We start from the raw sequence: 20,622 nt of genomic DNA, 5'->3' as shown, positions 1-20,622 counted from the left end.
CCGATTCAAGAGGTAGTAGACGTTGCAGTGAAAGTAATAGAACCGGTGACGAAAGCACTGCCGGATGTGGCAGCGCCTCTCCAAGAAGTGGTAGACGTTGCAGTGAAAGCGGTAGAGCCGGTGACCCAAACATTGGCCGATGTGGCGGCTCCGATCCAAGACGTAGTCGAAACGGTTACGATGGCCGTGGAGCCGTTAACCGATACTTTGTCAAATACACTAGCCCCACTCGTGAATACGGTTGATCGTACATGGAGTGAAGTAAAGCCGACGGTGGACAAGTTGGTCGAGACGATAGCTCCGATTACCGAGACAGTCGAAACATTGCTCCAGCCTCAGCCCGGGAAAGCCGCCAATGAAGTTCAACAGAAGCAGACGGAAGATAAGACCGTTGGAGACGTGGCAGCCAAGGAGCGGGAAAAAGAAACGACGTCTTTGTCACTGACGGTAACCCTGCCCTCGGTTGAAGAGGAGGAGCCATCCCCGACGTTCGAAATAGAAGAGCCGGAATCAGGCGACGAAGCGGCCGAGTCGTCCGCGAAAGCCCGAGTGGAAACGCCGGAAATCAAACAGCCCGCAGCAGTAGAAAAGCCGCAATCGGGAAATCTTGCAATTACGAATGCACCCATCATGATTCCAACAGAAAAGACGTTCATACAAACACCAGCTGTAATGGATGAGCCGGAGCCGGTTCATACTGTAGGGACTCCGCCGATAGCTTCCCTCCCGGATAAACCGGAGAAGTCGCCCCCAGCAGCTATAGCGCCTATCGAACAGCATCAGGATCGACCATCGCGAAGAGTCGAGGTGTACGAACATCCCTTGGAACCCGATCCGATGCCTCTACCGCACACGGACATTCCGGCGGCTGTCCTGCAAGGTGCACCGTCCTGCCCGAATACAAGCAAAATAGCGGGAGGGGCCGCGGGTCTGTCCGTCATCGGGATTTTGAATGACGAAGCACATACCGACGTGCAAAGTCGGTTGTTGCAATGGGTCCGATCTATCGAGCTGTACAAAAAATGGTCCAACGGCCCGCCGGGGCATCCGCCCAAGCCATCCTTTTCTCGAGTGAGATAAATGAATCCTACCGGGAAGAGGAGGGTCAATGGACATGCGAAGCGCGAAGTCTTTGGTTCAACTGACCGATCATCAAAAAAAGATGGTTATCAAATCCCTTATTTTACAGGGACGGACGATCCGCAACCGTTACGAATCGGAAATGTACAAGTGGCTGGCCCATAAAATCATGTCCATGGATCGTACTATCGGATTGGACGGCCAGGAACTGGTCATGATCTCATTTTCGTTGAACAAAGAGGCCGATCGCAGGAAAAGCGAGACAGTCGCCCACCTGTACCGGACCATGTCCCAGCATATTCTTCAAGTAAAAAAGGAGTTTCATAACGAAGCGTACGCGGAGCTTGCCGCCCGCTACTTGGTTTGAGAGCGCTTATAATAGAACGGGCTGCCGACATCGTCGGCAGCCTGTTCTTCCCTCCGCGCACGGCCAATCATACCCCGGCCTTCCAATCCCGGATTTTATTTTTCCATGGCAGCTTGCCTGCCCCTTTTCTGACAAAACCGACGATTACGCGGATGATGCTGTAAGCCCCGTAAGCTGCCGCAATCCCGATAAAAGGGATGCTGGGCGCCTTATACCTGTACATGCCGTCAATGAACAGCATGATGCAAAATACGAATACGGCAAGTATGATCAGCCATATGATGGAAGCTTTTTTAAACAGTCCGTTGACGATGGCGGCAACGCTTCCGATTAGGAATAAAACGAAAGGAAGCATATCGGAGGCGAATTTCTTGATCCCGCTCACACTGCTCAGATCCGTTTGCCATACCCATCTTCCGAGGAAGGCGACGATTCTTCTGGCGTAAATGGCAAGGACGTGATCCCAATTGTGAATCAGGAAGCTGAGGATGAGACTATTCCCTATGTCGATCGTATAGTCAGGCCTGTAGAAAACGTCATTGGGCGTCGCATGGTCGTAAATCCAACCCTTTGCGTAAACATTGTAAAGGACCATTTTGGCGTTGAATTGCAGGGAGGCGGCCAACGGGTTCAGCTTGCCGGCCAACAGGATGCAGACAAAAACGGCGGCAGATACGGTCAAGACGATGCCGATCCTATATTTGTGCTTTTTCGCGAAAGCGAGCGCGTTTCGTTTATCCATCCGGATCACAAGATAGATCATAATAAATGCCAAGGACAGGATGCCCGTCGGCCTGAATATGAGCAAATAGGCGGATGTTGCGACAAAAAGGACGGTAAACATTTTATTGTCGGATTCCAAGCTTTTGAGAAGGAAATAAACGCATAGAAGCAGCAGGCTTATAAAAAAGCTGTCGGTCAAAATATAAGTGGACCAAAGCGTAATGTCCCACGAGTAGGCGTATATAAGGGAAGCGATGATTGCGGTAGTCCGGTTGAACAACATGCGGGCGATTTTAAAAACGAGAATAATGCTAAGACTCGCCGTGATGGCCTGTATCAATACGATCGTCACGGGGTCCTTGAATACCGCGAGCAGAAGGGCGAGCAGCAGATTGTAGCCGAAGTACAAAATATCGTTCATGTGCAGACCGATTTTGAAATCGGCAATCAGGGATCGTGCGTAAGAGAGGTACCACTGGCTATCCGCAGCGTCGGGAAAGCCTTTGCCGGAGGACTTAAGGTAGTAAAAGTATTGAAGCCGTATTCGAAGGGATAGCGCGATAAGCGGAATGAGATAGAGGAAGTCCTTATTCTTGTATTTGTGGTAAAGTCGGATCATCGGTTCACGGCCCCAAGTGTCAAGGTGAAATGTAAGCACTTTCCTAAAATTAGTTCCTTTATACTATAACAAATCGGTTTCAAGCTGACAATCCTTAAAAAAGGCTTAAGTTGTTAGTTGGAAGGGCGTGATCGAACAAACAAAAAAACCGCCCGCGAGCATGATGGGGGACGGTCTTTCTACGTCTCGCCGACCCATGGAGCGGGTCAGGTCCGGTTGATGAATTGCTCGGTTTTTTCTTTAACCTGCCAGTCGCCGACCACGACCAGAATATCGTGGGCCCGTATAATAAAATGAGGTCCAGGGGAAATGGTAACCTCCGTTCCTCTTCGCAGCGCAACGATGGTCGCCCCCGTATGCTGCCAAACTTGAAGGCTTGCTATCGTTTTGCCGATAGTCGGGGAATGGTCGCGAACCGATATTTCGATCGGGTTATACGGCTTCAAATTTTGCAGCCGGTCGGAAGCGTTAATAATCTCCGTAAGCAGCGCCTCGAACTTGTTGTCGATTTCTTTCTTCTGCACCATGAGCAGCTGCAGATCCTGCTTGAGGGAATACACCGATTTCAAGTAATTGTTGCGCGTAATATAGTAATAGGCGTTCTGGTCCGATAAAATAATAATCTCCTTGCCTTGGGAGACGGAAACGATCTGTTCATCCTTCAGCAGGCCGACCGCCTTGCGAATCGTTTCGGGGGATACATGATATTGGCTGGCGAGGAGGGAACGACCGGAAATTTTGCTATGGACGGGCAATTCTCCGCTTGCGATTCTATGGGCAATATCGAGCGCTATCGATTTGTATCCGACCGTTGCTGGCATAGTAGGTTCCTGCCTTTAATTATCGTTTCTCGTACCAAATTTAGAATACCCGGTTTTCATTGCCAGGTAAAGCCGGTATAGTCGATCGGGCGTCAAAGGGGACCAAAGGCCCAGGGCGAAATCGGAGCCGATTGCAAAGCAACTGCTGCATTTGCAAGGGATGACGACAGACGAAGCGGGGGAGGACGCTTTACAACTCGAGGCCCCGCGTATTATAATGATACCGAATTTCATACCGGATTTACCAGGAGGAGCCTGCCATTAGCGGGCTCCTTTTGTCTTTTTTTGCGCATGCCGGAGGTGGGACAGGAAGCATATCAGGAAAGATAGGGTAAATTAAGGGCAACTTATCGCGTAAAACGGGAGGAATTATGGAGCAGCAAGCTATTTTGGCCATCGGCATTTTTCTAGTCACTTACGGCCTTATCGTCGCCGAGAAAATTCACCGCACGATTGTCGCCATGCTAGGCGGCGTCCTGATGGTCGTACTGGGAATCGTGGATCAAGAATCCGCGCTTCATCATATCGATTTCAATACGCTCGGCCTGCTGATCGGCATGATGATAATCGTCAGCGTAACGGCGGAAACCGGTCTATTCAAATATATCGCCGTCATATCGGCCAAGAAGGCGAAAGGGGACCCCGTGCGCATTATGCTGGCGCTAGCCCTAATTACGGCCGCAGGGTCGGCCTTTCTCGATAATGTGACGACGGTGCTGCTGATGGTTCCGGTTACCTTCAGCATTACGAGACAATTGCGGGTAACTCCCGTCCCGTTCCTCATTACGCAAATATTGGCCTGCAATATCGGAGGCACCGCAACGTTGATCGGAGATCCGCCGAATATAATGATCGGCAGCGCGGTCAAGGAATTGACCTTCATGGCGTTTATCAACAACCTTGCCCCAATCGCCGCAATCATATTGGCGGTATATTTGCCCCTATTCGTATGGCTGTTCCGCAAGCAGATCCGAACAAGCGACGAATTGAAGCAGACGATAATGGAGTTGGACGAGAAAGAAGTGATCGCGGACCGCAAATTGTTGATAAAGAGTCTCTCCGTCATGGGATTGACGATAGTGGGCTTCTTTCTTCATCAGGCGCTGCATCTGGAGTCGGCGACGGTTGCCCTGGCAGGGGCGTTCCTCCTTCTGCTGCTGACCGGGGAGCATGCGATGGAAGTCGCTTTTACGAAGGTGGAATGGACGACGATTTTCTTCTTTGTCGGCTTGTTCGTACTGGTATCCGGCCTCGTCGAGACTGGGGTTATTTCCAGGCTGGCCGAACAATCCATCGAACTGACCGGCGGGGAACTGGTAGCTACCTCCATGCTCATTTTATGGCTAAGCGCCATCGCTTCCGCTTTTCTCGATAATATCCCGTTCGTTGCGACGATGATTCCGATGATCCAGGAAATGGGCAACATGGGCGTCGCGAATTTGGAGCCTTTGTGGTGGAGCTTGGCGCTCGGGGCCTGCTTGGGCGGCAACGGAACGTTGATCGGAGCGAGCGCCAATCTGATCGTGGCGGGCTTGTCGGCCAAGGAAGGATATCCGATCAAGTTCATAGCTTATATGAAGATCGCTTTTCCGCTCATGCTATTGTCGATCGTCATGAGCAGCGTGTATATCTATATGCGTTACTTGATTTAATGGGAAAAGGGAGGTATCCGACGATGAGGCTGCACTATCGATGGGATCCGGATTTCTACAAGTGAGACCGGGTTACGGGATGACCCGCCCCGTGAGCGAATGCACTTTGATCGGCAGCGACGGGGTGTCCGCCTGCTTCGGATCGAAGGTGACGACGTAAATGAGCGGGACTCCCTCCCGTTCCGGGAGATAACACGCCTGCACGTCGGTCGCTTCGGCCGGCAGCAGGCGGTTCATATGACGGGAAGCAACAGAAGCCGCCTCATGGACGGATATGGCCGGATACATGGGACGGTTCAATCTTCTTTTCTCCAAATCCGCATGAATCGTTCCTTCTACTCGGCGTATGACGCCGGACTTGTCCATTTCGATCGCCAACTCGTTACCGCATACCGGTTTTCCGTATAATTGACGCTGCAGGACCACCTTCGTCCGATCGGGAAGACTCCGCTCTACTCGCGTAATCTTCATACTCTCATCGACCCGTTTCAAATCGTACAGTACACTGGCCTCGCGCAAAAATTCGAACGCAATCCACTCCGGCGAATGCCTGGAAGGCTTCGTCAAAAAACCGGTAAGCAAGCCGGGCGCCGCTGTGGCCGCATTCCACTCGATGGCTAAGGTTCCGCCGCTCTCCGTCTGCAAGCGCTCAGCAGCTCGTTTGGCCGGCTTCAGCCGTTCGCTATGAGCCAAAGCCTCATCGATTGTCGGCGCGATCCACAACAACGCCGCTGCCAGTAGCAGATGATTCAAGTTCATTGCTATCGCCTCCCGAATATTACATTGTCGGCAAACCGGGGGCGTTTTTATTCCTATACCGTGTTTCAACGGTCATCTTAAAGGTGGAAGCAGCCGATCTCGGGAAAATGGAGGGACCGGCTGCTTGAGCTTCTCCTAACGACGTTCCGACGGGCCGCCTACGAACGCCTGCTCGCCGGTGTCGAGCCCGAAGGCAGTGTGCAGGGCACGAACGACGTCGTGAAGCTTGTCGCCTTCGATTACGCAAGACACCTTGATTTCCGACGTGCTGACCGTGTTGATGCTGACCTCGGCTTCGGCCAACGTGCTGAACATTTTCGCCGCGACGCCAGGGAAGCTGATCATGCCGGACCCGACGATGGACACTTTCACAAGCTCGGATTTGGTTCTCAAGTCTTGAAAACCGATGTCCGGTTGAATGCGGCGGAGCACGCTTCTCGCTCTATCGAGCTCGGCGGTTCCTAGCGTAAACGACGTATCGGCCCAACCGTCTCTTACCCCGCCTTGCACGATGATGTCGACGTCGATGTTTTCTTCGGCGAGCGCAGTGAATATGGCGGCAAGCTGACCCGGCTTCTCCGGTACGCCCAATATGGTGATGCGCGATATATGTTTATCGAACGCGATGCCGCGAACGACGATTCCTTGCTCCATGGCAGCTTCCTCCTTCACGCACGTTCCTTCGTTATTCGTAAAGCTGGATCGGACGATCAGCTTCACCTGATACTGCTTGGCATATTCCACCGCTCTCGGATGGAGGACGGCCGCCCCCAAATGGGCCAATTCCAGCATTTCGTCATAAGAGATTTCTTTGAGCTTTCTTGCCGCTTGGACGATACGCGGGTCGGTGGAATAGACGCCGTCCACGTCGGTATAAATTTCGCAAAGATCGGCTTGGACCGCCGCCGCCAGAGCTACCGCCGTCGTATCGGAGCCTCCGCGTCCCAGTGTCGTAATCTCTCCCTCCTCCGTCAATCCCTGGAAACCGGCCACAATAACGATCTTCCCATGTTCGAGCGCCTCGATCACGCGCTCTGGCCGGATGTCGGTAATTCTCGCTTTGGCATGGACATCCTCCGTGTGGATGCCCGCCTGCCAGCCGGTGAAAGAAACGGATTGTTCGCCCAAACGATGCAGGGCCATGGACAGCAGGGCGGCGGAGACTTGCTCCCCGGTCGTGAGCAGCATATCCATTTCACGGGCGGACGGTGTCCCGTCGATAATTTGCTTGGACAAATCGATCAACTCGTCTGTCGTATCGCCCATTGCGGAAACGACAACGACGCAGCGGTGTCCTTCCCGTTTTCTGTCCGCGATCCGTTTCGCGACGCGCTTCATCCGTTCGGCATCGCCGACGGAACTGCCTCCGAATTTCATCACAAGTAAAGACAATAGGGCTCACTCCCGTTTGTTTTCTTAAATCTACGATTGGCCTCAGAAAGAAAAATACGATTTGGAATGTTCTATTAAATAAGGCCGTTCCAATGATAAATCGTCGTGCCGTTCGGGCGGAGACGGGAATTGAAGCTTGGTAGCCAGGTCCGTCAGGGCGGCTGCGGCCAGCGACGCTCTTGCCGCCCCCCATGCCTCCTCTTTGCATTGAATATAGCGGAAGGCATCGGGGATGCTTAGCCCTTTCAGATTTATAAAGACGGAAGCCCATTGGACAAGATCGAACGGCTGTTTCATGCAAGCGAGCCTGCACGCTCCCCAGCCGTTCATGCCGTTGCCGGATATTTTCAAATATCCGCAATCGCTCTCTCCGCCATTTCCGGGATGACGGATTCGGATCGGCTCGCAATCGAATCGAAATAATTCCATGGAGCCGATTCTGCATTGCTGCAGTTCCGTTCTGTATAAATCGGGCAGCGGATCTGTCGTTTGCACGCCCAGCATGATGACCAACCTCCTTATGAGAATCCGGTAAAAGCACGACAAAGAAGCCCTGGGAGCAGAGAAACTCTGCTCTCGGGCTTCTTGCGTAAGTCCATGGAAAGGACGACAATGGCACGAAAAGCGGTTCTCTCTCAAGCTGCTTACGAGGTTAGCTGTCGGATTCGGACTTGAGAGTGCCCTACCCGGCGCTTGCAAGCAAGCGTCGGGATTCACCCCGTGAAGCTATGCAGGTTGCACGGCCTCGGTCGGTTCCCCCGTTTCCCTATTCGGGAATTAAGCGATGAATTGGAAATATCCAGTTGTTGACCTGAATCATACGCCGAACGTCGCGCCTTGTAAAACGCAAATCCGGAGCTTATTGGCGGATTTTGGACGTTACCGGCATATGGAAACGGATTCATAAAGGGATGGCATTTATTATCCGGCCAAAAGCTCGTTGATGCTATTATTTTCGCTGTATTCATGAAAAATGCAGAAATAGGGAGTATGATAGAGGAAAAGGAAGATCGATAGCGGATTTATTTCTGACAGAGGCCGATTGCGCCGGAATTGAAAGACCGGTTCTATTTACAGAACAATCCGGCAGGCGTAAGATACGATTCATGAATTCCAAGAAGTTTCCTGATTTCTGAATCGCTGAGTTCCCTTGCAGTCCAAGGGAAGCGGGGGAACCAAACAGAGCGGTGCGCAAGCGGTGTGAGAGCCGTCTGCCGTAGCCGCCAGGGGTGAATCCCGGTACGGAAGAGCCATGGATGCTCCGTATCGGGTAGGGCGACTCTCACCGCCCGAATCCGTCAGCTAACCTCGTAAGCGTTGGGCGGCAACGAATAGCGTTGCTTGAGAGAGGATGATGAAGCTTGTGATCCGTTACCGCGACCACAGGGCTTAAGCCTCTGTGGTTTTGTATTGCCCGTTTATGAAAATTAGTTTGAAAAACGATCTTTTTTCGCTGAATCCTTGAATGGAAAAGGAACGGGGGAACCAACGGAAGCCGCGAACGTACCGGTTCGAACAGGCCGGAGAAACGGTTGCAGGCTTCATGGGGTGAATCTCCCGGCATGCCGTGCATGCCGGGAGTAGGGCGACTCTCACGCCCGAATCCGTCAGCTAACCTCGTAAGCGTATGTAGAGAGGCAACGATCGACGTGCTTAAGACACGGTTTATTTTCTGTGCCTTGGGAAGCCGCGAGAGGAGTTCTTCTCTGATCGGAGGCTTCTTTTTTGTTGCCTCCTTTCGTCTGAAACTGGAGGAGAACACGAATGGAACAGCAGCAGGTCGTACTCGTATCGGCCCCGAACAAGGCCGGCGAGGAGTTTATACGTCGATTGATGGCGAATCGAATGCCCTTCGCGGCGATCGCGAATAATAGAGCGGAGCAAAAAAGGTTGGAGGATTTTGGAGTAAACCGCATCATCCTGTTGGATACTACTCAGGAGAGCACATGGCTCGTCCCGGATCTTCCGATCGGTAAAGTATTTCTGTTCGAGAGCAGCCTGAATCTGAGCTGCCGGTATATCCGGGTATGCCGGACGTGGACGTCGAAACCGATCTATGTCATTACGCGTTCGGCCAATCCGAGGATGATTTACAAGGGCCTCGGGGCGAGCTATGTGATTTATACGAATGGGGACGACGTGTCTTTTCTGATCGATCGTTTGTAGGGGATCCCCTTAAAGGAAAGTGCAGCGCCACTTATCTGGGTCGGACGATAGGGAAGAAACCATTGGAGGGATTGGGATGTTGGATCTGTATATGATTGCTACCCTTGCGGCGGCTTATGTATTGTTTAGCGGGTTTTTATCCTGGTGCGGAAGGATCGCGGAGGATGCGGGAGGAGAGCGCAAATGATCGTCGTCTTTGCATTTACGTTGTTTATATTCGTTTATTTGGTCTATGCGTTAATTAACCCGGAGAAGTTTTGAACGGACCGGGATGAGGGAGGACATCGTAAACTATGGGCGTATTGCAGATAGCCATCGTCATCATGCTTCTGGTGCTGCTGGTGAAGCCGCTCGGCACCTATTTATATAACGTGTTCCGCAATGAAGCGAATGCGACGGACAAATGGTTCTCGTTCGCGGAACGGCCGATATTCGCCCTCATCGGGCTGAAGGATCGCAAGGGCATGACCTGGAAAACGTACGGCATCAGCTTTATTTTAACCAATATCGCGCTCGTAGCCGTCAGTTATTCGATTCTGAGGCTGCAGAAATTTTTGCCGCTCAATCCGAACGGGATCGGCAATATGGAGCAGACGCTTGCCTTTAATACGGTCATCAGCTTCATGACGAACACGAACCTGCAGCATTACAGCGGAGAGACGGGCTTGTCCTACTTCTCCCAGATGGCCGTCATCATGATGATGATGTTCACCTCGGCCGCAACCGGCCTGTGCGTGGCCATCGCCTTCGTAAGAGGGATTACGAGCAAAGGACTAACGATCGGCAACTTTTTCGAGGATTTCGTCAAAGCGCATACGCGCGTGTTTTTCCCGCTGGCCTTCGTCGTGACGCTGCTTCTCGTCGCCTTTCAGGTTCCGCAGACGCTGCAGCCAACGCTGTCCGTAACGGGGCTCGAGGGGCAGGAGCAGCAAATCGCGATCGGACCGGTCGCCGCTTTGGAATCGATCAAACATTTGGGCACGAACGGCGGCGGCTTTTTCGGGGTCAACTCGGCGCATCCGTTCGAGAACCCGAACGGGGTTACGAACGTGATCGAAATTTTATCGATGTGGATCATTGCTGCCGCTCTTCCCTACGCGTACGGCTTATTCGCCAAAAACCGCAAGCAGGGCTGGGTCATCTTCTCGGCCATGATGATCTTGTTCGTAGCGTTCTTGTCTCTTGTGTACGTATCGGAGTCCAACGGCAACCCCGCCATGAACCGGCTCGGCATCGACGCTTCCCAAGGCAGTATGGAAGGGAAGGAAGTGCGTTTCGGCATCGCCCAATCCGCATTGTTCACGACGGTGACGACGGCGGCTACGACAGGATCGGTCAACAATATGCACGACACGCTGACTCCGCTCGGCGGAATTACGCCGCTGGCGCTTATGATGCTGAACTGCGTGTTCGGGGGCAAAGGCGTCGGGCTGGTCAACATGCTCATGTATGCGATGCTTGCCGTTTTCTTGGCCGGCCTGATGGTCGGGCGGACGCCGGAATTTCTCGGCCGGAAAATCGAAGCCCGCGAGATGAAGCTGATTGCCATCGCGATCTTGACGCATCCGCTGATCATTCTCGCTCCGACCGCGATTGCTCTCGTATCGGAGCTGGGGAAAGCGGCGGTTACGAATCCGGGCTTTCACGGCATCTCGCAGGTGCTGTACGAATACGCCTCATCGGCGGCCAATAACGGCTCGGGCTTTGAGGGGCTGGGCGACAATACGCCGTTTTGGAACATTTCCACAGGTCTTGTCATGTTATTCGGCCGGTATATATCCATGGTCGCCCTCCTTGCGGTAGCGGGTTCCTTGTTGCGCAAACAGTGGGTGCCGGAGACGATCGGTACGTTTCGCACGGATAACGGCTTGTTCGTCGGCATTCTTGTAGGGACCGTACTCATCATCGGTGCGCTGACGTTCTTGCCGGCCATCGTGCTTGGACCGATAGCCGAACATTTGACGATCCGTTAAGGGAAGAGGTGGACAACAACTATGGGCGCGAATAAAAAGAAACTGTTGACCGGCGATATCGTGACGAACGCCATCAAGGACAGCTTCATCAAGCTGAACCCGGTTACGATGATGAAAAATCCGGTTATGTTTGTCGTAGAGGCGGGGACGATCATCGTGCTCCTGATGACCGTGTTTCCCGGTTACTTCGGTACGGAAGAGACCGTCGGCTTCAACTTGGCCGTATTTCTGATCTTGCTCTTCACCGTGCTGTTCGCCAACTTTGCCGAAGCGCTGGCCGAGGGACGCGGGAAGGCGCAGGCCGATTCCTTGAAGAAGTCCAAGAAGGAAATCGCCGCGAATAAAGTCGTGGGCGGCAGCGTGAAGCAAGTGCCTTCCACCGATCTGCGCAAGGGCGATATCGTCGTCGTCTCGCAGGGAGAGATGATTCCCGGCGACGGCGAGGTTATCGAAGGATTGGCGTCTGTCGACGAGTCCGCGATAACGGGAGAATCGGCCCCGGTCATTAAGGAGGCCGGCGGCGATTTCAGCTCCGTAACGGGAGGCACGCGCGTCGTCAGCGACAAGATTAAGGTGAAAATAACGAGCGACCCGGGCGAGTCGTTCATCGACCGGATGATCGCTTTGGTCGAAGGGGCCAAAAGGCAGAAGACGCCGAACGAGATTGCCCTGAACACGCTGCTTACGAGCTTGACGATCATCTTCTTGATCGTCGTCGTTACGCTCGCTCCCATAGCGGGATTTCTGGAGATCGAGCTTTCCGTTCCGGTGCTCATCTCGCTTCTCGTCTGCTTGATTCCGACTACGATCGGCGGCCTGCTGTCGGCGATCGGGATCGCCGGCATGGACCGCGTCACCCAGTTCAACGTGCTGGCCATGTCCGGTAAAGCGGTGGAGGCTTCGGGCGATATCAATACAATGATTTTGGACAAAACCGGAACGATCACGTTCGGCAACCGGATGGCGAGCGAATTCATCCCGGTAGGCGGGGAGGACACGAACGCCGTGGCGGAATGGTCCGCGGTCAGCTCCGTGAAGGATGAGACGCCGGAAGGCCGTTCGGTGCTGGAGCTGATGAAGAAGGAAGAGCGGACTTACAGCCCGGCGATCGCGGAGGGCGGCGAGTTCATCGAATTCAAAGCCGAAACGCGGATGAGCGGCATCGATTTGCTGGACGGCCGCAAGGTGCGCAAAGGCGCCGTCGACGCGGTAAGAAAATGGGTGGAGACGCAAGGCGGAGCCATTCCATCGGATTTGGAAGCGAAAGGAAACGCAATCGCCAAGGAGGGCGGCACTCCGCTCGCCGTAGCGGTAGACAACAAGATTTTCGGCCTCATCTATTTGAAAGATACGGTAAAGCCGGGTATGAAGGAGCGGTTCGACCAGCTTCGCAAAATGGGCATCAAGACGATCATGTGTACGGGAGACAACCCGCTCACGGCCGCTACGATCGCACGGGAAGCCGGGGTAGACGACTTCATCGCGGAGAGCAAGCCGGAGGACAAAATTGCGGTCATCCGCCGGGAACAAGCGGAGGGCAAGCTGGTCGCCATGACCGGCGACGGGACGAACGACGCCCCCGCTCTCGCCCAAGCGGACGTCGGGCTTGCCATGAACAGCGGCACGGTAGCCGCGAAGGAAGCGGCCAACATGGTCGACCTGGATTCCGACCCTTCGAAGATTATCGAGGTAGTCGCCATCGGCAAGCAGCTGCTCATGACGCGCGGCGCACTGACGACATTCAGCATCGCGAACGATGTGGCCAAATATTTTGCAATTATCCCGGCCATGTTCACGCTAGCGATTCCCGAGATGGAGGCGCTCAACGTGATGAAGCTCGGGTCGCCGCTGTCATCCATTTTGTCGGCGCTCGTGTTCAACGCGATTATTATTCCGCTGCTCATCCCGCTTGCGATGAAGGGCGTCGCATACAGGCCGATGAGCTCGACGAAGCTGCTGCAACGCAACATTTTCATATACGGCCTGGGCGGAATCGTAGTACCGTTCGTCGGAATCAAGCTGATCGACCTCGTCGTTCATATGTGGATCTAACCGGCCGGTGAATAACTCCGCTGCGGGTTTGGAAGGAGCTTCCGATCGCCGTTGTTCCCGGATTTTTTGATTCTATTAAACCGTAATCGGTGAAGATCCGGAAACAAATGCGAACGCTGACGCTTATCCAGTCTGCCTCCAAGCCTTCCGCTCCGTTAATCGCCGGCCTTCTAATAGAAGGAGAGGGAACAAGAGATGAATAAATCGTCAAAAGTCGGACCGGAGACGGCCCGAGCGTCGTTTGGAGTCGTCGTACGCCTGAGCCTGGTATTTATCGTGCTGTGCGGTATCGTATACCCGCTCGTCGCTACGGGCTTTGCCCAAGTGCTGTTTCCGGGAAATGCGAACGGAAGCCTGATCGAGAACGGCAAAGGCGAAGTCGTCGGCTCGGAGCTGATCGGACAAAAATTTACGGATCCGAAGTATTTTCAGGGCCGGGTATCGAGTATCGATTATAAAGCGGAAGCGTCGGGGTCGAACAATTATGCCCCTTCGAATCCGGATATGCTGAAGAGAACGCAGGAATCGATCGAGGAGTGGAAGAAAAACAATCCGGATGTGCCGGTCAGCGAGCTTCCGATCGACCTGATCACGAACTCGGGCTCCGGGCTCGACCCGCATATTACCCCGGAATCGGCCAAAGTGCAGGTGCCGCGGATCGGCAAGTTGACCGGATTGTCCGCGGATCGGTTGCAGCAGCTGATCGACGATAACACGCAGGGACGGGACCTCGGCGTTTTCGGGGAGCCCCGTGTAAATGTGCTGAAGCTGAATCTGGCTTTGGACGGAATGCTGAGTAAATAACGGATGTCGGGAAAAGTCGGGACGAGGCAGCGGGGGCCTTTCCGGACTTTTTCCATCGTGGGGGAATGATATGGAAACGTTCAAAAGGAAGACGCCGGAAGAAATATTGCTGTCCATCTCCAAGCTGCATCGCGGGCGATTGAAGGTATATATCGGGGCCGTGAGCGGCTCGGGGAAAACGTATCATATGCTGCGCGAAGGGCAGGCGTTGAAAAGCCAAGGCATCGACGTGGTCATTTGCGCGGTGTCCACGATGCAGCGCCCGGAGACCGTGGAGCAAATAAGCGATTTGGAGCGCATCCCGAGCGTGCATTGGCGCAAGGACGGCCAGGCGAAGAAGGATCTCAACCTGGACGCTCTGATCGAACGGAATCCGGAGGTGCTGCTCGTGGACGGCTTGGCCCATCGCAACAGAGAAGGCGCCCGGTATCCTACCCGGCTCGACGATATCCGCTTCTTGCTGAGCCGCGGAATCAGCGTGATCACGACGGTAAACGTTTACGAGCTCGAGGATGTCCGTGCCGTTGCCAAGAAGCTGACCGGCATCGAAGTTTCCGAAACGGTGCCGGCGGATACGCTGGAGAAGGCCGACGAGGTCGTGCTGATCGACGTGACTCCGGAAACGATGCTGAACCGGGTCGCCGAAGGGACGCTGCGCGGGCAAAGCGCCGAAATGCTGAAGCGCGGCAACTTGGCGATATTGCGCGAGATGTCTTTGCGTCTCGTGGCGGAGGGCGTCAACGATTCGCTTGAGAAATATCGCGAAGAGCTCGGTCTGACCGGCCCTTCCGGCGCGGCCGAACGCATTCTCGTCTCCACGCAATACCATTGGAACGGCTCGATTTATGTGCGGCGGGGACAGCAGATTGCCAAAAGATTGAACGGGGACTTGCTCGTCGTTACGTTCGTGAACCGGAGCAAGGAACCGGACAAGGAAGCGGCCGCTTTCAAGCGCTCCATCATCAAGCTCGTCGAACGGATCGGTGCGGGGTTCGAGGAGCTGCCGCTCGGCTCCCGAAAATCGTTGCCCGGCGTTCTGGCCGATTATGCGCTGGAGCATCATGCGACCCGCATCGTGCTCGGGCATTCCAGGCAGACGAGGTGGCAGGAGTTTTGGCAAGGCTCGATCGTGCACGATATGCTGAAGAAGACGCGAAACGTAGACATTTTCATCGTAGCGGACCGGGCGGAGCTCGAGGGAGAGCGCATTTTGCCGGCCAAAATGACCAAGCAGGAGGATGAGGCGGAGCTGTTCCGCCGGTTAAGCTCGCAGGAGCTCGACCGGAAAATCAGGCAAATCAAGCGGGGGCGATTCAAAGTGTACATCGGCGCGGCTCCCGGGGTCGGCAAAACGTATACGATGCTGAGGGAAGGAAACGACCTGCTCAAGAAAGGAATCCAAGCGTGCGTCGGGTTATTGGAAACGCATGGCCGCCAAGATACGCGGATGCAAGTAGGCGCTCTGGACGTGCTGCCGCGAAAGGTGATCGATTATAAGGGAGCCCGCCTGGAAGAGATGGATACGGATGAAATTATCCGCAGAAATCCGGAGGTCGTGCTCGTCGACGAGCTTGCCCATACGAACGTTCCGGGCAGCAAGTACAAGAAGCGGTACGAGGATGTGCTGGACATTTTGGCGGCGGGCATATCGGTCATTACGACGGTGAACGTTCAGCATTTGGAGAGCTTGAACGACGCTGTCGAGCAAATTACCGGCGTGCGGGTCAGGGAGACGGTCCCGGACCATATATTGAGGCTCGCCGACGAGGTGCAGCTGATCGACGTCACGCCCCAATCGCTGCAGCAGCGAATGAGGGAGGGGAAAATTTATGCGCTGGAGAAGGTGCAGCAAGCGCTGGGCAACTTTTTCAAAACCGGCAACCTGATTGCGCTCCGCGAATTGGCGCTGCGGGAAATTGCCGACGATGTGGACGAAAGACTGGAGTCTTGGGAGCGCAGCCATTCGCTGAGAGGACCTTGGAGGCGCAAAGAGGTCATCTACGTATGCGTCAATTGCATGAAGCAAGCCGAAAGACTTATTCGCAGAGGCTTCCGGATCGCGTACCGGCTGAAGGCCGTCTGGTACGTAGCGTTTGTTCAATTGGAGCATACGGTGCAATCGGAGGAATCGGCCGAGAGGCTGGAAGCGCTGAAGAAGCTGACCGAACGGCTGGGAGGGATGTTCGAAATCCGGCGATCGAAGACGACGAAGCAAATACCCAAGGTGCTTGTCGCGCAAGCGACGGAATACGGAGCAACCCAGATCATTGCCGGGCAGTCGAAATCGTCGTTCTGGAAAGAGCTGCGGCACGGCTCTGTCGTCAAGGATTTGCTGCGTTCCGCCCGGCACATGGATGTACTGGTCGTAGCGGATTATGACCCTTTGGACCGGCCTTCCGGCGCCGGTTTCATCTAAACCAACCCTTTTTCAGAAACCAGGCAAACATTCCGAACCCGATCGAAAACATGATTCCGAGCACCGCAAAATAGCCCCAGTGCCAGTCCAGCTCGGGCATAAAGCTGAAATTCATCCCATAGATGCCGGCAATAAACGTAAGAGGCATAAAAATGGTCGTGATGACCGTCAACGTCTTCATGATCGTATTCATCCGATTGGAGCTGAGCGAGATGTAATTGTCTCGCAGATCGGCCGTCATCTCGCGGTTCGCATCGATCAGCTCGGACAGCTTCAATAGATGGTCATAAATGTCGGTAAAATAAACGAGCTGGTCCTTCAACCCGTCGACCCGGTCCGAGCTGACGACCCGGTACAGCAGATCGCGCATCGGGAAAATCGTTTTCCTCAGCTTCAGCAGCTTCGAGCGGATTTCGAACACTTCGTTCATCAGGTTGGGGCTCATATTGCGTCCGCCGCCAGTCTCGATTTCGAGCAACTGGTCCTCGATCTGGTAGACGGCCGGAAAGTATTCGTCCACTAGATTGTCCATGACGGTATACATCGCGTACAGATGCCCCTTCTCCCACAGGCCGCTCTGAATCGAGATGCGCTGCCACGCCTCGTCGATCTCCTTCAGCTCCCGGTGGTGGAACGTGACCAGGAAGTTGCGGCCGACAAACAGGTCGACCTCCTGAGCGGACAAGTTCGTCTGATCGAGCGCGTGAAGCACGAAAAAATGAATGCTCTCGTAATGGTCCAGCTTCGGACGTTGCAGCAAATGGAAGCAATCCTCGATGGCCAAAGGGTGGAAGTGGAAATGATGCTCGAGGCTTGACGCCTCTTCTTCGGTAGGCGCGTTATAGTCGACCCAATACCACAGGATGTCGGGTCGGTTCAACTGCTCCAGGGACACGTCGGGTATCGTTGTGAAATCACGGGCTACGGCGAATATACGAAGCAAAGGGCATCCCTCTTTAATGGCATTTCCCCTAGTATACCTCGCCAATGACGCATTGCCCAATATCCAAAAATAAGTGATTACTCACTTTACAATAGACGATCCCGCCGAGTATAATGGCCGTAATAAGTGAGTGATTACTCACACAAAGGAGTGCATGCAGATGCCCATTACTGCGGTTAACGAATTGTCTCTTCCCCCCGCTGTAGAGCTTCGCGACATTACCCGCGCCTTCGGTCGAAAGCCCGTACTGGACGGGATTACGATGCAGGTGGAGCGCGGCGAACTGTTCGGCCTGCTGGGCCCTTCGGGCTCCGGCAAAACGACGCTGGTCAAGCTGATTACCGGTATCGACAAAGCCGACGGCGGCTCCGTCCGCTTGCTGGGCGAGACGATGCCGAAGCTTAAAATGCTGCAAAGAATCGGCTACATGGCCCAGTCGGATGCCCTGTATAACGAATTGACGGCCAAGGAAAATTTGCAGTTCTTCGCTTCCCTTTACGAGCTGTCGGGCTCCCGCCGCAACGAACGGATTCAGGCGGCGATGGCCGTCGTCGATCTGCTCGACCATCTGAACAAGCCGGTAGCCGCCTATTCCGGCGGCATGAAGCGCAGGCTGTCGCTCGCCATCGCCCTGCTGCACGAGCCGGAGCTGCTCGTGCTGGACGAACCGACCGTCGGCATCGACCCGGTTCTCCGCCAATCGATATGGCGGGAGCTGCTCGCGCTGCGGGAGAAGGGCACGACCATTCTGTTGACTACTCACGTTATGGATGAAGCCGAGAAATGCGACCGGATCGCGCTCATCCGGGAAGGCAAGCTCACGGCGATCGACAGCCCCGAAGCGCTTAAGGCGAAGAGCGGGACCGCGAGCATCGAAGAAGCGTTTATCGCGCTTGGGGGAGGTGGCCGGGGATGAGAATCCGAGCGTTGGCGATCCGGATTATCCGGCAGTTTATTCGCGACAAGCGGACATTGGCGCTGCTTTTTTTGGCCCCGCTGCTCGTATTGACCTTGATGCATTTCGTGTTCGACAGCCAGACGGTCAGGCCGGACATCGGCACGGTATCCGTTCCTCCGCAATTGGCGGAGCGGCTTATCGGCGCCGAGGCGAACGTAGTTCCGTTTGCGGAAGCGGATGAGGCGAAGCGGGCTCTGGAACGAGGCAGTCTGGATGCGGTGCTCTCTCTTGAGGGCGGCAAGCCCGCCATTATGCTGGAGGGCAGCGATCCTGCCGGCAGCCGGGCGGTCATGCTCAAGCTGCAGTCCGCGATGCAGGCCGGTACGCCTGCGGTGCAGCCTGCGGTTACTTATTTGCACGGAAAAGAAGACCTGTCTTCATTCGATTCGTTCGGCCCGGTGTTGATCGGCTTCTTCTCCTTCTTCTTCGTCTTCCTGCTGGCGGGAGTAGCCTTCCTGCGCGAGCGGACGACCGGTACGCTGGAGCGGCTGCTCGCGACTCCGATTCGCCGTTATGAAGTGGTCGTCGGCTATTTGGCCGGCTTCGGCCTGTTTACTTTGCTGCAGGCGGCCCTTATCGCCTGGTTCTCGATCGGCGTGCTGGGGCTGTACATGGAAGGCTCGATCTGGCTCGTGCTGCTTATCAATTTGCTGCTCACCTTGACGGCGCTGACGCTCGGTACGCTGCTCTCCTCCTATGCGGGAAGCGAATTCCAGATCATTCAATTCATTCCGATCGTCATCGTCCCCCAAGTCTTCTTCTCCGGCCTGTTCAGCCTGGAAGCGATGCAGCCGTGGCTGCAAAAGGTGAGCTACGCGATGCCGCTCTATTACGGCGCGGATGCGATGCGGGGCATTATGCTGCGGGGAGAAGGCTTCGCCGACATCCAGCTCGATATTTACATTTTGCTCGGCTTCTCCCTTGCGTTCGCCCTGCTGAACGTCGTCGCCTTGAAGAAGCAGCGGGCGATTTAACAACCGGGCCGGGATTATGGTATGATCGTGGGAAAAGGTCGCCTAGACGCACGTCCGCAAGGGAGTTGGCATATATGACTGGCGAAATCGAGCCGTGGATGGAGGAGCTGCTGGAAGCCGGCGCGACCGACGGCAAAATGACGGAGAAGCAGAAGCGGATATTCGAGTCGGCGATCGAGGTGTTCGCGGAGAAAGGGTACGCCGCATCGTCGACGAGCGAAATCGCCCAACGCGCCGGCGTGGCCGAAGGGACGATTTTCCGCCACTACAAGACGAAAAAAGAGCTGCTGCTGTCCATCGTGACGCCGGCGATGGTGAAGCTGATGGCGCCGTTCGTGCTGCGCGAGTTCGGCGAGGTGCTGAAGAAGGAGTACAGCAGCTACGACCAGTTTTTGCGGGCGATGATCGAGAACCGGATCGCGTTCCTGCACAAAAATAAGCGGCTGCTCAAAATTATCGTGCAGGAAATACCGTTTCACCCCGATCTGCAGGAGCAGTTCAAGTCGGTCGTCCTGTCGCAGGTCATCGAGCGGCTCGGGCGGGTCATCGATAAATTCAAAGCCGACGGCAAGCTGGTGGATTGGCCTGCGACGACCATTATGCGGTTGAGCGGTTCGGCGATTATGGGGTATGTGCTCACACGCGAGTTTTACGGGTTGCGGGAAGGCGCGGTTTGGGATGACGAGCGGGAGCTGGAAGCGACGATCGCTTTCGTCATGAAGGGCTTGGCGCCTTGATGACGGTTCGGCTTGGAACCCGGGGAGAAGATAGGTCAATGAACTGTAAAAGATGAAGGTATTCGGATGAAGCGCTCGCGTTTGCCGTTTGAAAACTGGAAAACATGCGGTTATTTTCGATGGTTATTGCCCATTTGGTTACTTGGCGTCGATTTACCTGCATGATTTCTGGTTGTTGAAAAAGTC

General features: G+C 54.7%; 19 protein-coding genes and 3 riboswitches. Of the genes, 12 read left to right on the top strand and 7 right to left on the bottom strand.

What is annotated here, in order from left to right; translation table 11 throughout:
• Together FE784_RS37105 and FE784_RS37100 are read left to right on the top strand one after the other, a co-directional pair.
• Positions 1–1,080, top strand: a 1,080-nt coding sequence (locus tag FE784_RS37105) for a hypothetical protein (RefSeq protein WP_218103873.1), incomplete at its 5' end; no start/stop codon positions are given.
• A gap of 34 nt (positions 1,081–1,114) precedes the next feature.
• On the top strand, positions 1,115–1,447 hold the full coding sequence (locus FE784_RS37100) for a hypothetical protein (RefSeq protein ID WP_139607315.1): 333 nt from the start codon (positions 1,115–1,117) through the stop codon (positions 1,445–1,447).
• 67 nt (positions 1,448–1,514) lie between these two features.
• Here the strand turns inward: FE784_RS37100 and FE784_RS37095 are convergent, their stop codons facing one another.
• Both FE784_RS37095 and FE784_RS37090 read right to left on the bottom strand, forming a co-directional pair.
• A complete protein-coding gene (locus FE784_RS37095) occupies positions 1,515–2,789 on the bottom strand; it encodes a glycosyltransferase family 39 protein (protein WP_139607313.1) in 1,275 nt (424 codons plus the stop codon).
• Positions 2,790–2,995: 206 nt separating this feature from the next.
• The gene (locus FE784_RS37090; RefSeq protein ID WP_139607311.1) at positions 2,996–3,610 is read right to left on the bottom strand and encodes a TrkA C-terminal domain-containing protein; all 615 of its coding nucleotides are present in this window, start codon (positions 3,608–3,610) and stop codon (positions 2,996–2,998) included.
• A gap of 371 nt (positions 3,611–3,981) precedes the next feature.
• Between FE784_RS37090 and FE784_RS37085 the strand changes: the two genes are divergently transcribed.
• On the top strand, positions 3,982–5,262 hold the full coding sequence (locus FE784_RS37085) for an ArsB/NhaD family transporter (protein ID WP_139607310.1): 1,281 nt from the start codon (positions 3,982–3,984) through the stop codon (positions 5,260–5,262).
• Positions 5,263–5,334: 72 nt separating this feature from the next.
• Here the strand turns inward: FE784_RS37085 and FE784_RS37080 are convergent, their stop codons facing one another.
• The 3 genes from FE784_RS37080 to FE784_RS37070 form a co-directional block, all read right to left on the bottom strand.
• On the bottom strand, positions 5,335–6,021 hold the full coding sequence (locus FE784_RS37080) for a hypothetical protein (RefSeq protein WP_139607309.1): 687 nt from the start codon (positions 6,019–6,021) through the stop codon (positions 5,335–5,337).
• A gap of 135 nt (positions 6,022–6,156) precedes the next feature.
• The gene (locus FE784_RS37075) at positions 6,157–7,413 is read right to left on the bottom strand and encodes an aspartate kinase (protein WP_139607307.1); all 1,257 of its coding nucleotides are present in this window, start codon (positions 7,411–7,413) and stop codon (positions 6,157–6,159) included.
• 42 nt (positions 7,414–7,455) lie between these two features.
• Positions 7,456–7,917, bottom strand: a complete 462-nt coding sequence (locus FE784_RS37070; RefSeq protein ID WP_139607305.1) for a hypothetical protein — start codon at positions 7,915–7,917, stop codon at positions 7,456–7,458.
• Between the two features lie 121 nt (positions 7,918–8,038).
• A riboswitch (cyclic di-AMP (ydaO/yuaA leader) is annotated at positions 8,039–8,207 on the bottom strand.
• 334 nt (positions 8,208–8,541) lie between these two features.
• Positions 8,542–8,745: riboswitch (cyclic di-AMP (ydaO/yuaA leader) on the top strand.
• A 109-nt stretch (positions 8,746–8,854) separates the two neighbouring features.
• A riboswitch (cyclic di-AMP (ydaO/yuaA leader) is annotated at positions 8,855–9,055 on the top strand.
• A gap of 122 nt (positions 9,056–9,177) precedes the next feature.
• Between FE784_RS37070 and FE784_RS37065 the strand changes: the two genes are divergently transcribed.
• The 6 genes from FE784_RS37065 to FE784_RS37040 all read left to right on the top strand — a co-directional run bounded on the left by FE784_RS37065 (position 9,178) and on the right by FE784_RS37040 (position 16,824).
• Complete coding sequence (locus FE784_RS37065; protein ID WP_139607303.1) at positions 9,178–9,579, top strand: hypothetical protein; 402 nt, start codon at positions 9,178–9,180, stop codon at positions 9,577–9,579.
• A gap of 183 nt (positions 9,580–9,762) precedes the next feature.
• Positions 9,763–9,840 carry a K(+)-transporting ATPase subunit F gene (kdpF, locus tag FE784_RS43040; RefSeq protein WP_425465591.1) on the top strand — a complete coding sequence of 26 codons (78 nt, stop codon included), beginning with the start codon at positions 9,763–9,765 and terminating at the stop codon, positions 9,838–9,840.
• Between the two features lie 32 nt (positions 9,841–9,872).
• The gene (kdpA, locus tag FE784_RS37055) at positions 9,873–11,552 is read left to right on the top strand and encodes a potassium-transporting ATPase subunit KdpA (protein ID WP_139607300.1); all 1,680 of its coding nucleotides are present in this window, start codon (positions 9,873–9,875) and stop codon (positions 11,550–11,552) included.
• A 21-nt stretch (positions 11,553–11,573) separates the two neighbouring features.
• Positions 11,574–13,604 carry a potassium-transporting ATPase subunit KdpB gene (gene kdpB / locus FE784_RS37050; protein ID WP_139607298.1) on the top strand — a complete coding sequence of 677 codons (2,031 nt, stop codon included), beginning with the start codon at positions 11,574–11,576 and terminating at the stop codon, positions 13,602–13,604.
• Between the two features lie 195 nt (positions 13,605–13,799).
• A complete protein-coding gene (gene kdpC, locus FE784_RS37045; RefSeq protein ID WP_139607296.1) occupies positions 13,800–14,408 on the top strand; it encodes a potassium-transporting ATPase subunit KdpC in 609 nt (202 codons plus the stop codon).
• A gap of 70 nt (positions 14,409–14,478) precedes the next feature.
• Positions 14,479–16,824 (top strand): histidine kinase, encoded by a 2,346-nt coding sequence (locus tag FE784_RS37040; protein WP_139607294.1) that lies wholly within the window; start codon positions 14,479–14,481, stop codon positions 16,822–16,824.
• Here FE784_RS37040 and corA read toward each other — a convergent pair.
• Positions 16,817–17,767, bottom strand: coding sequence for a magnesium/cobalt transporter CorA (corA, locus tag FE784_RS37035; RefSeq protein ID WP_139607292.1), 951 nt, complete (start codon positions 17,765–17,767; stop codon positions 16,817–16,819). The genes FE784_RS37040 and corA overlap by 8 nt on opposite strands.
• Before the next feature lie 160 nt (positions 17,768–17,927).
• Between corA and FE784_RS37030 the strand changes: the two genes are divergently transcribed.
• The 3 genes from FE784_RS37030 (at position 17,928) to FE784_RS37020 (ending at position 20,436) form a co-directional block, all read left to right on the top strand.
• Positions 17,928–18,683 (top strand): ABC transporter ATP-binding protein, encoded by a 756-nt coding sequence (locus FE784_RS37030; RefSeq protein ID WP_139607291.1) that lies wholly within the window; start codon positions 17,928–17,930, stop codon positions 18,681–18,683.
• Entirely contained in the window at positions 18,680–19,699 is a 1,020-nt protein-coding gene (locus FE784_RS37025; RefSeq protein ID WP_139607289.1) for an ABC transporter permease, read from the top strand. Before FE784_RS37030 ends, FE784_RS37025 begins: the two co-directional genes overlap by 4 nt.
• Before the next feature lie 74 nt (positions 19,700–19,773).
• Positions 19,774–20,436 (top strand): TetR/AcrR family transcriptional regulator, encoded by a 663-nt coding sequence (locus FE784_RS37020; RefSeq protein WP_139607287.1) that lies wholly within the window; start codon positions 19,774–19,776, stop codon positions 20,434–20,436.
• Here FE784_RS37020 and FE784_RS41700 read toward each other — a convergent pair.
• A partial coding sequence (locus FE784_RS41700) for a hypothetical protein (RefSeq protein ID WP_218103872.1) occupies positions 20,414–20,622 on the bottom strand: 209 nt, incomplete at its 5' end. The two genes, FE784_RS37020 and FE784_RS41700, sit on opposite strands and share 23 nt — an antisense overlap.

Source organism: Paenibacillus hemerocallicola (assembly GCF_006265175.1).
GTDB classification, from domain to species: Bacteria; Bacillota; Bacilli; order Paenibacillales; family NBRC-103111; genus Paenibacillus_AB; species Paenibacillus_AB hemerocallicola.
The sequence above is the reverse complement of the archived record's forward strand: the minus strand, read 5'-3'. Positions and strand labels throughout refer to the sequence as shown.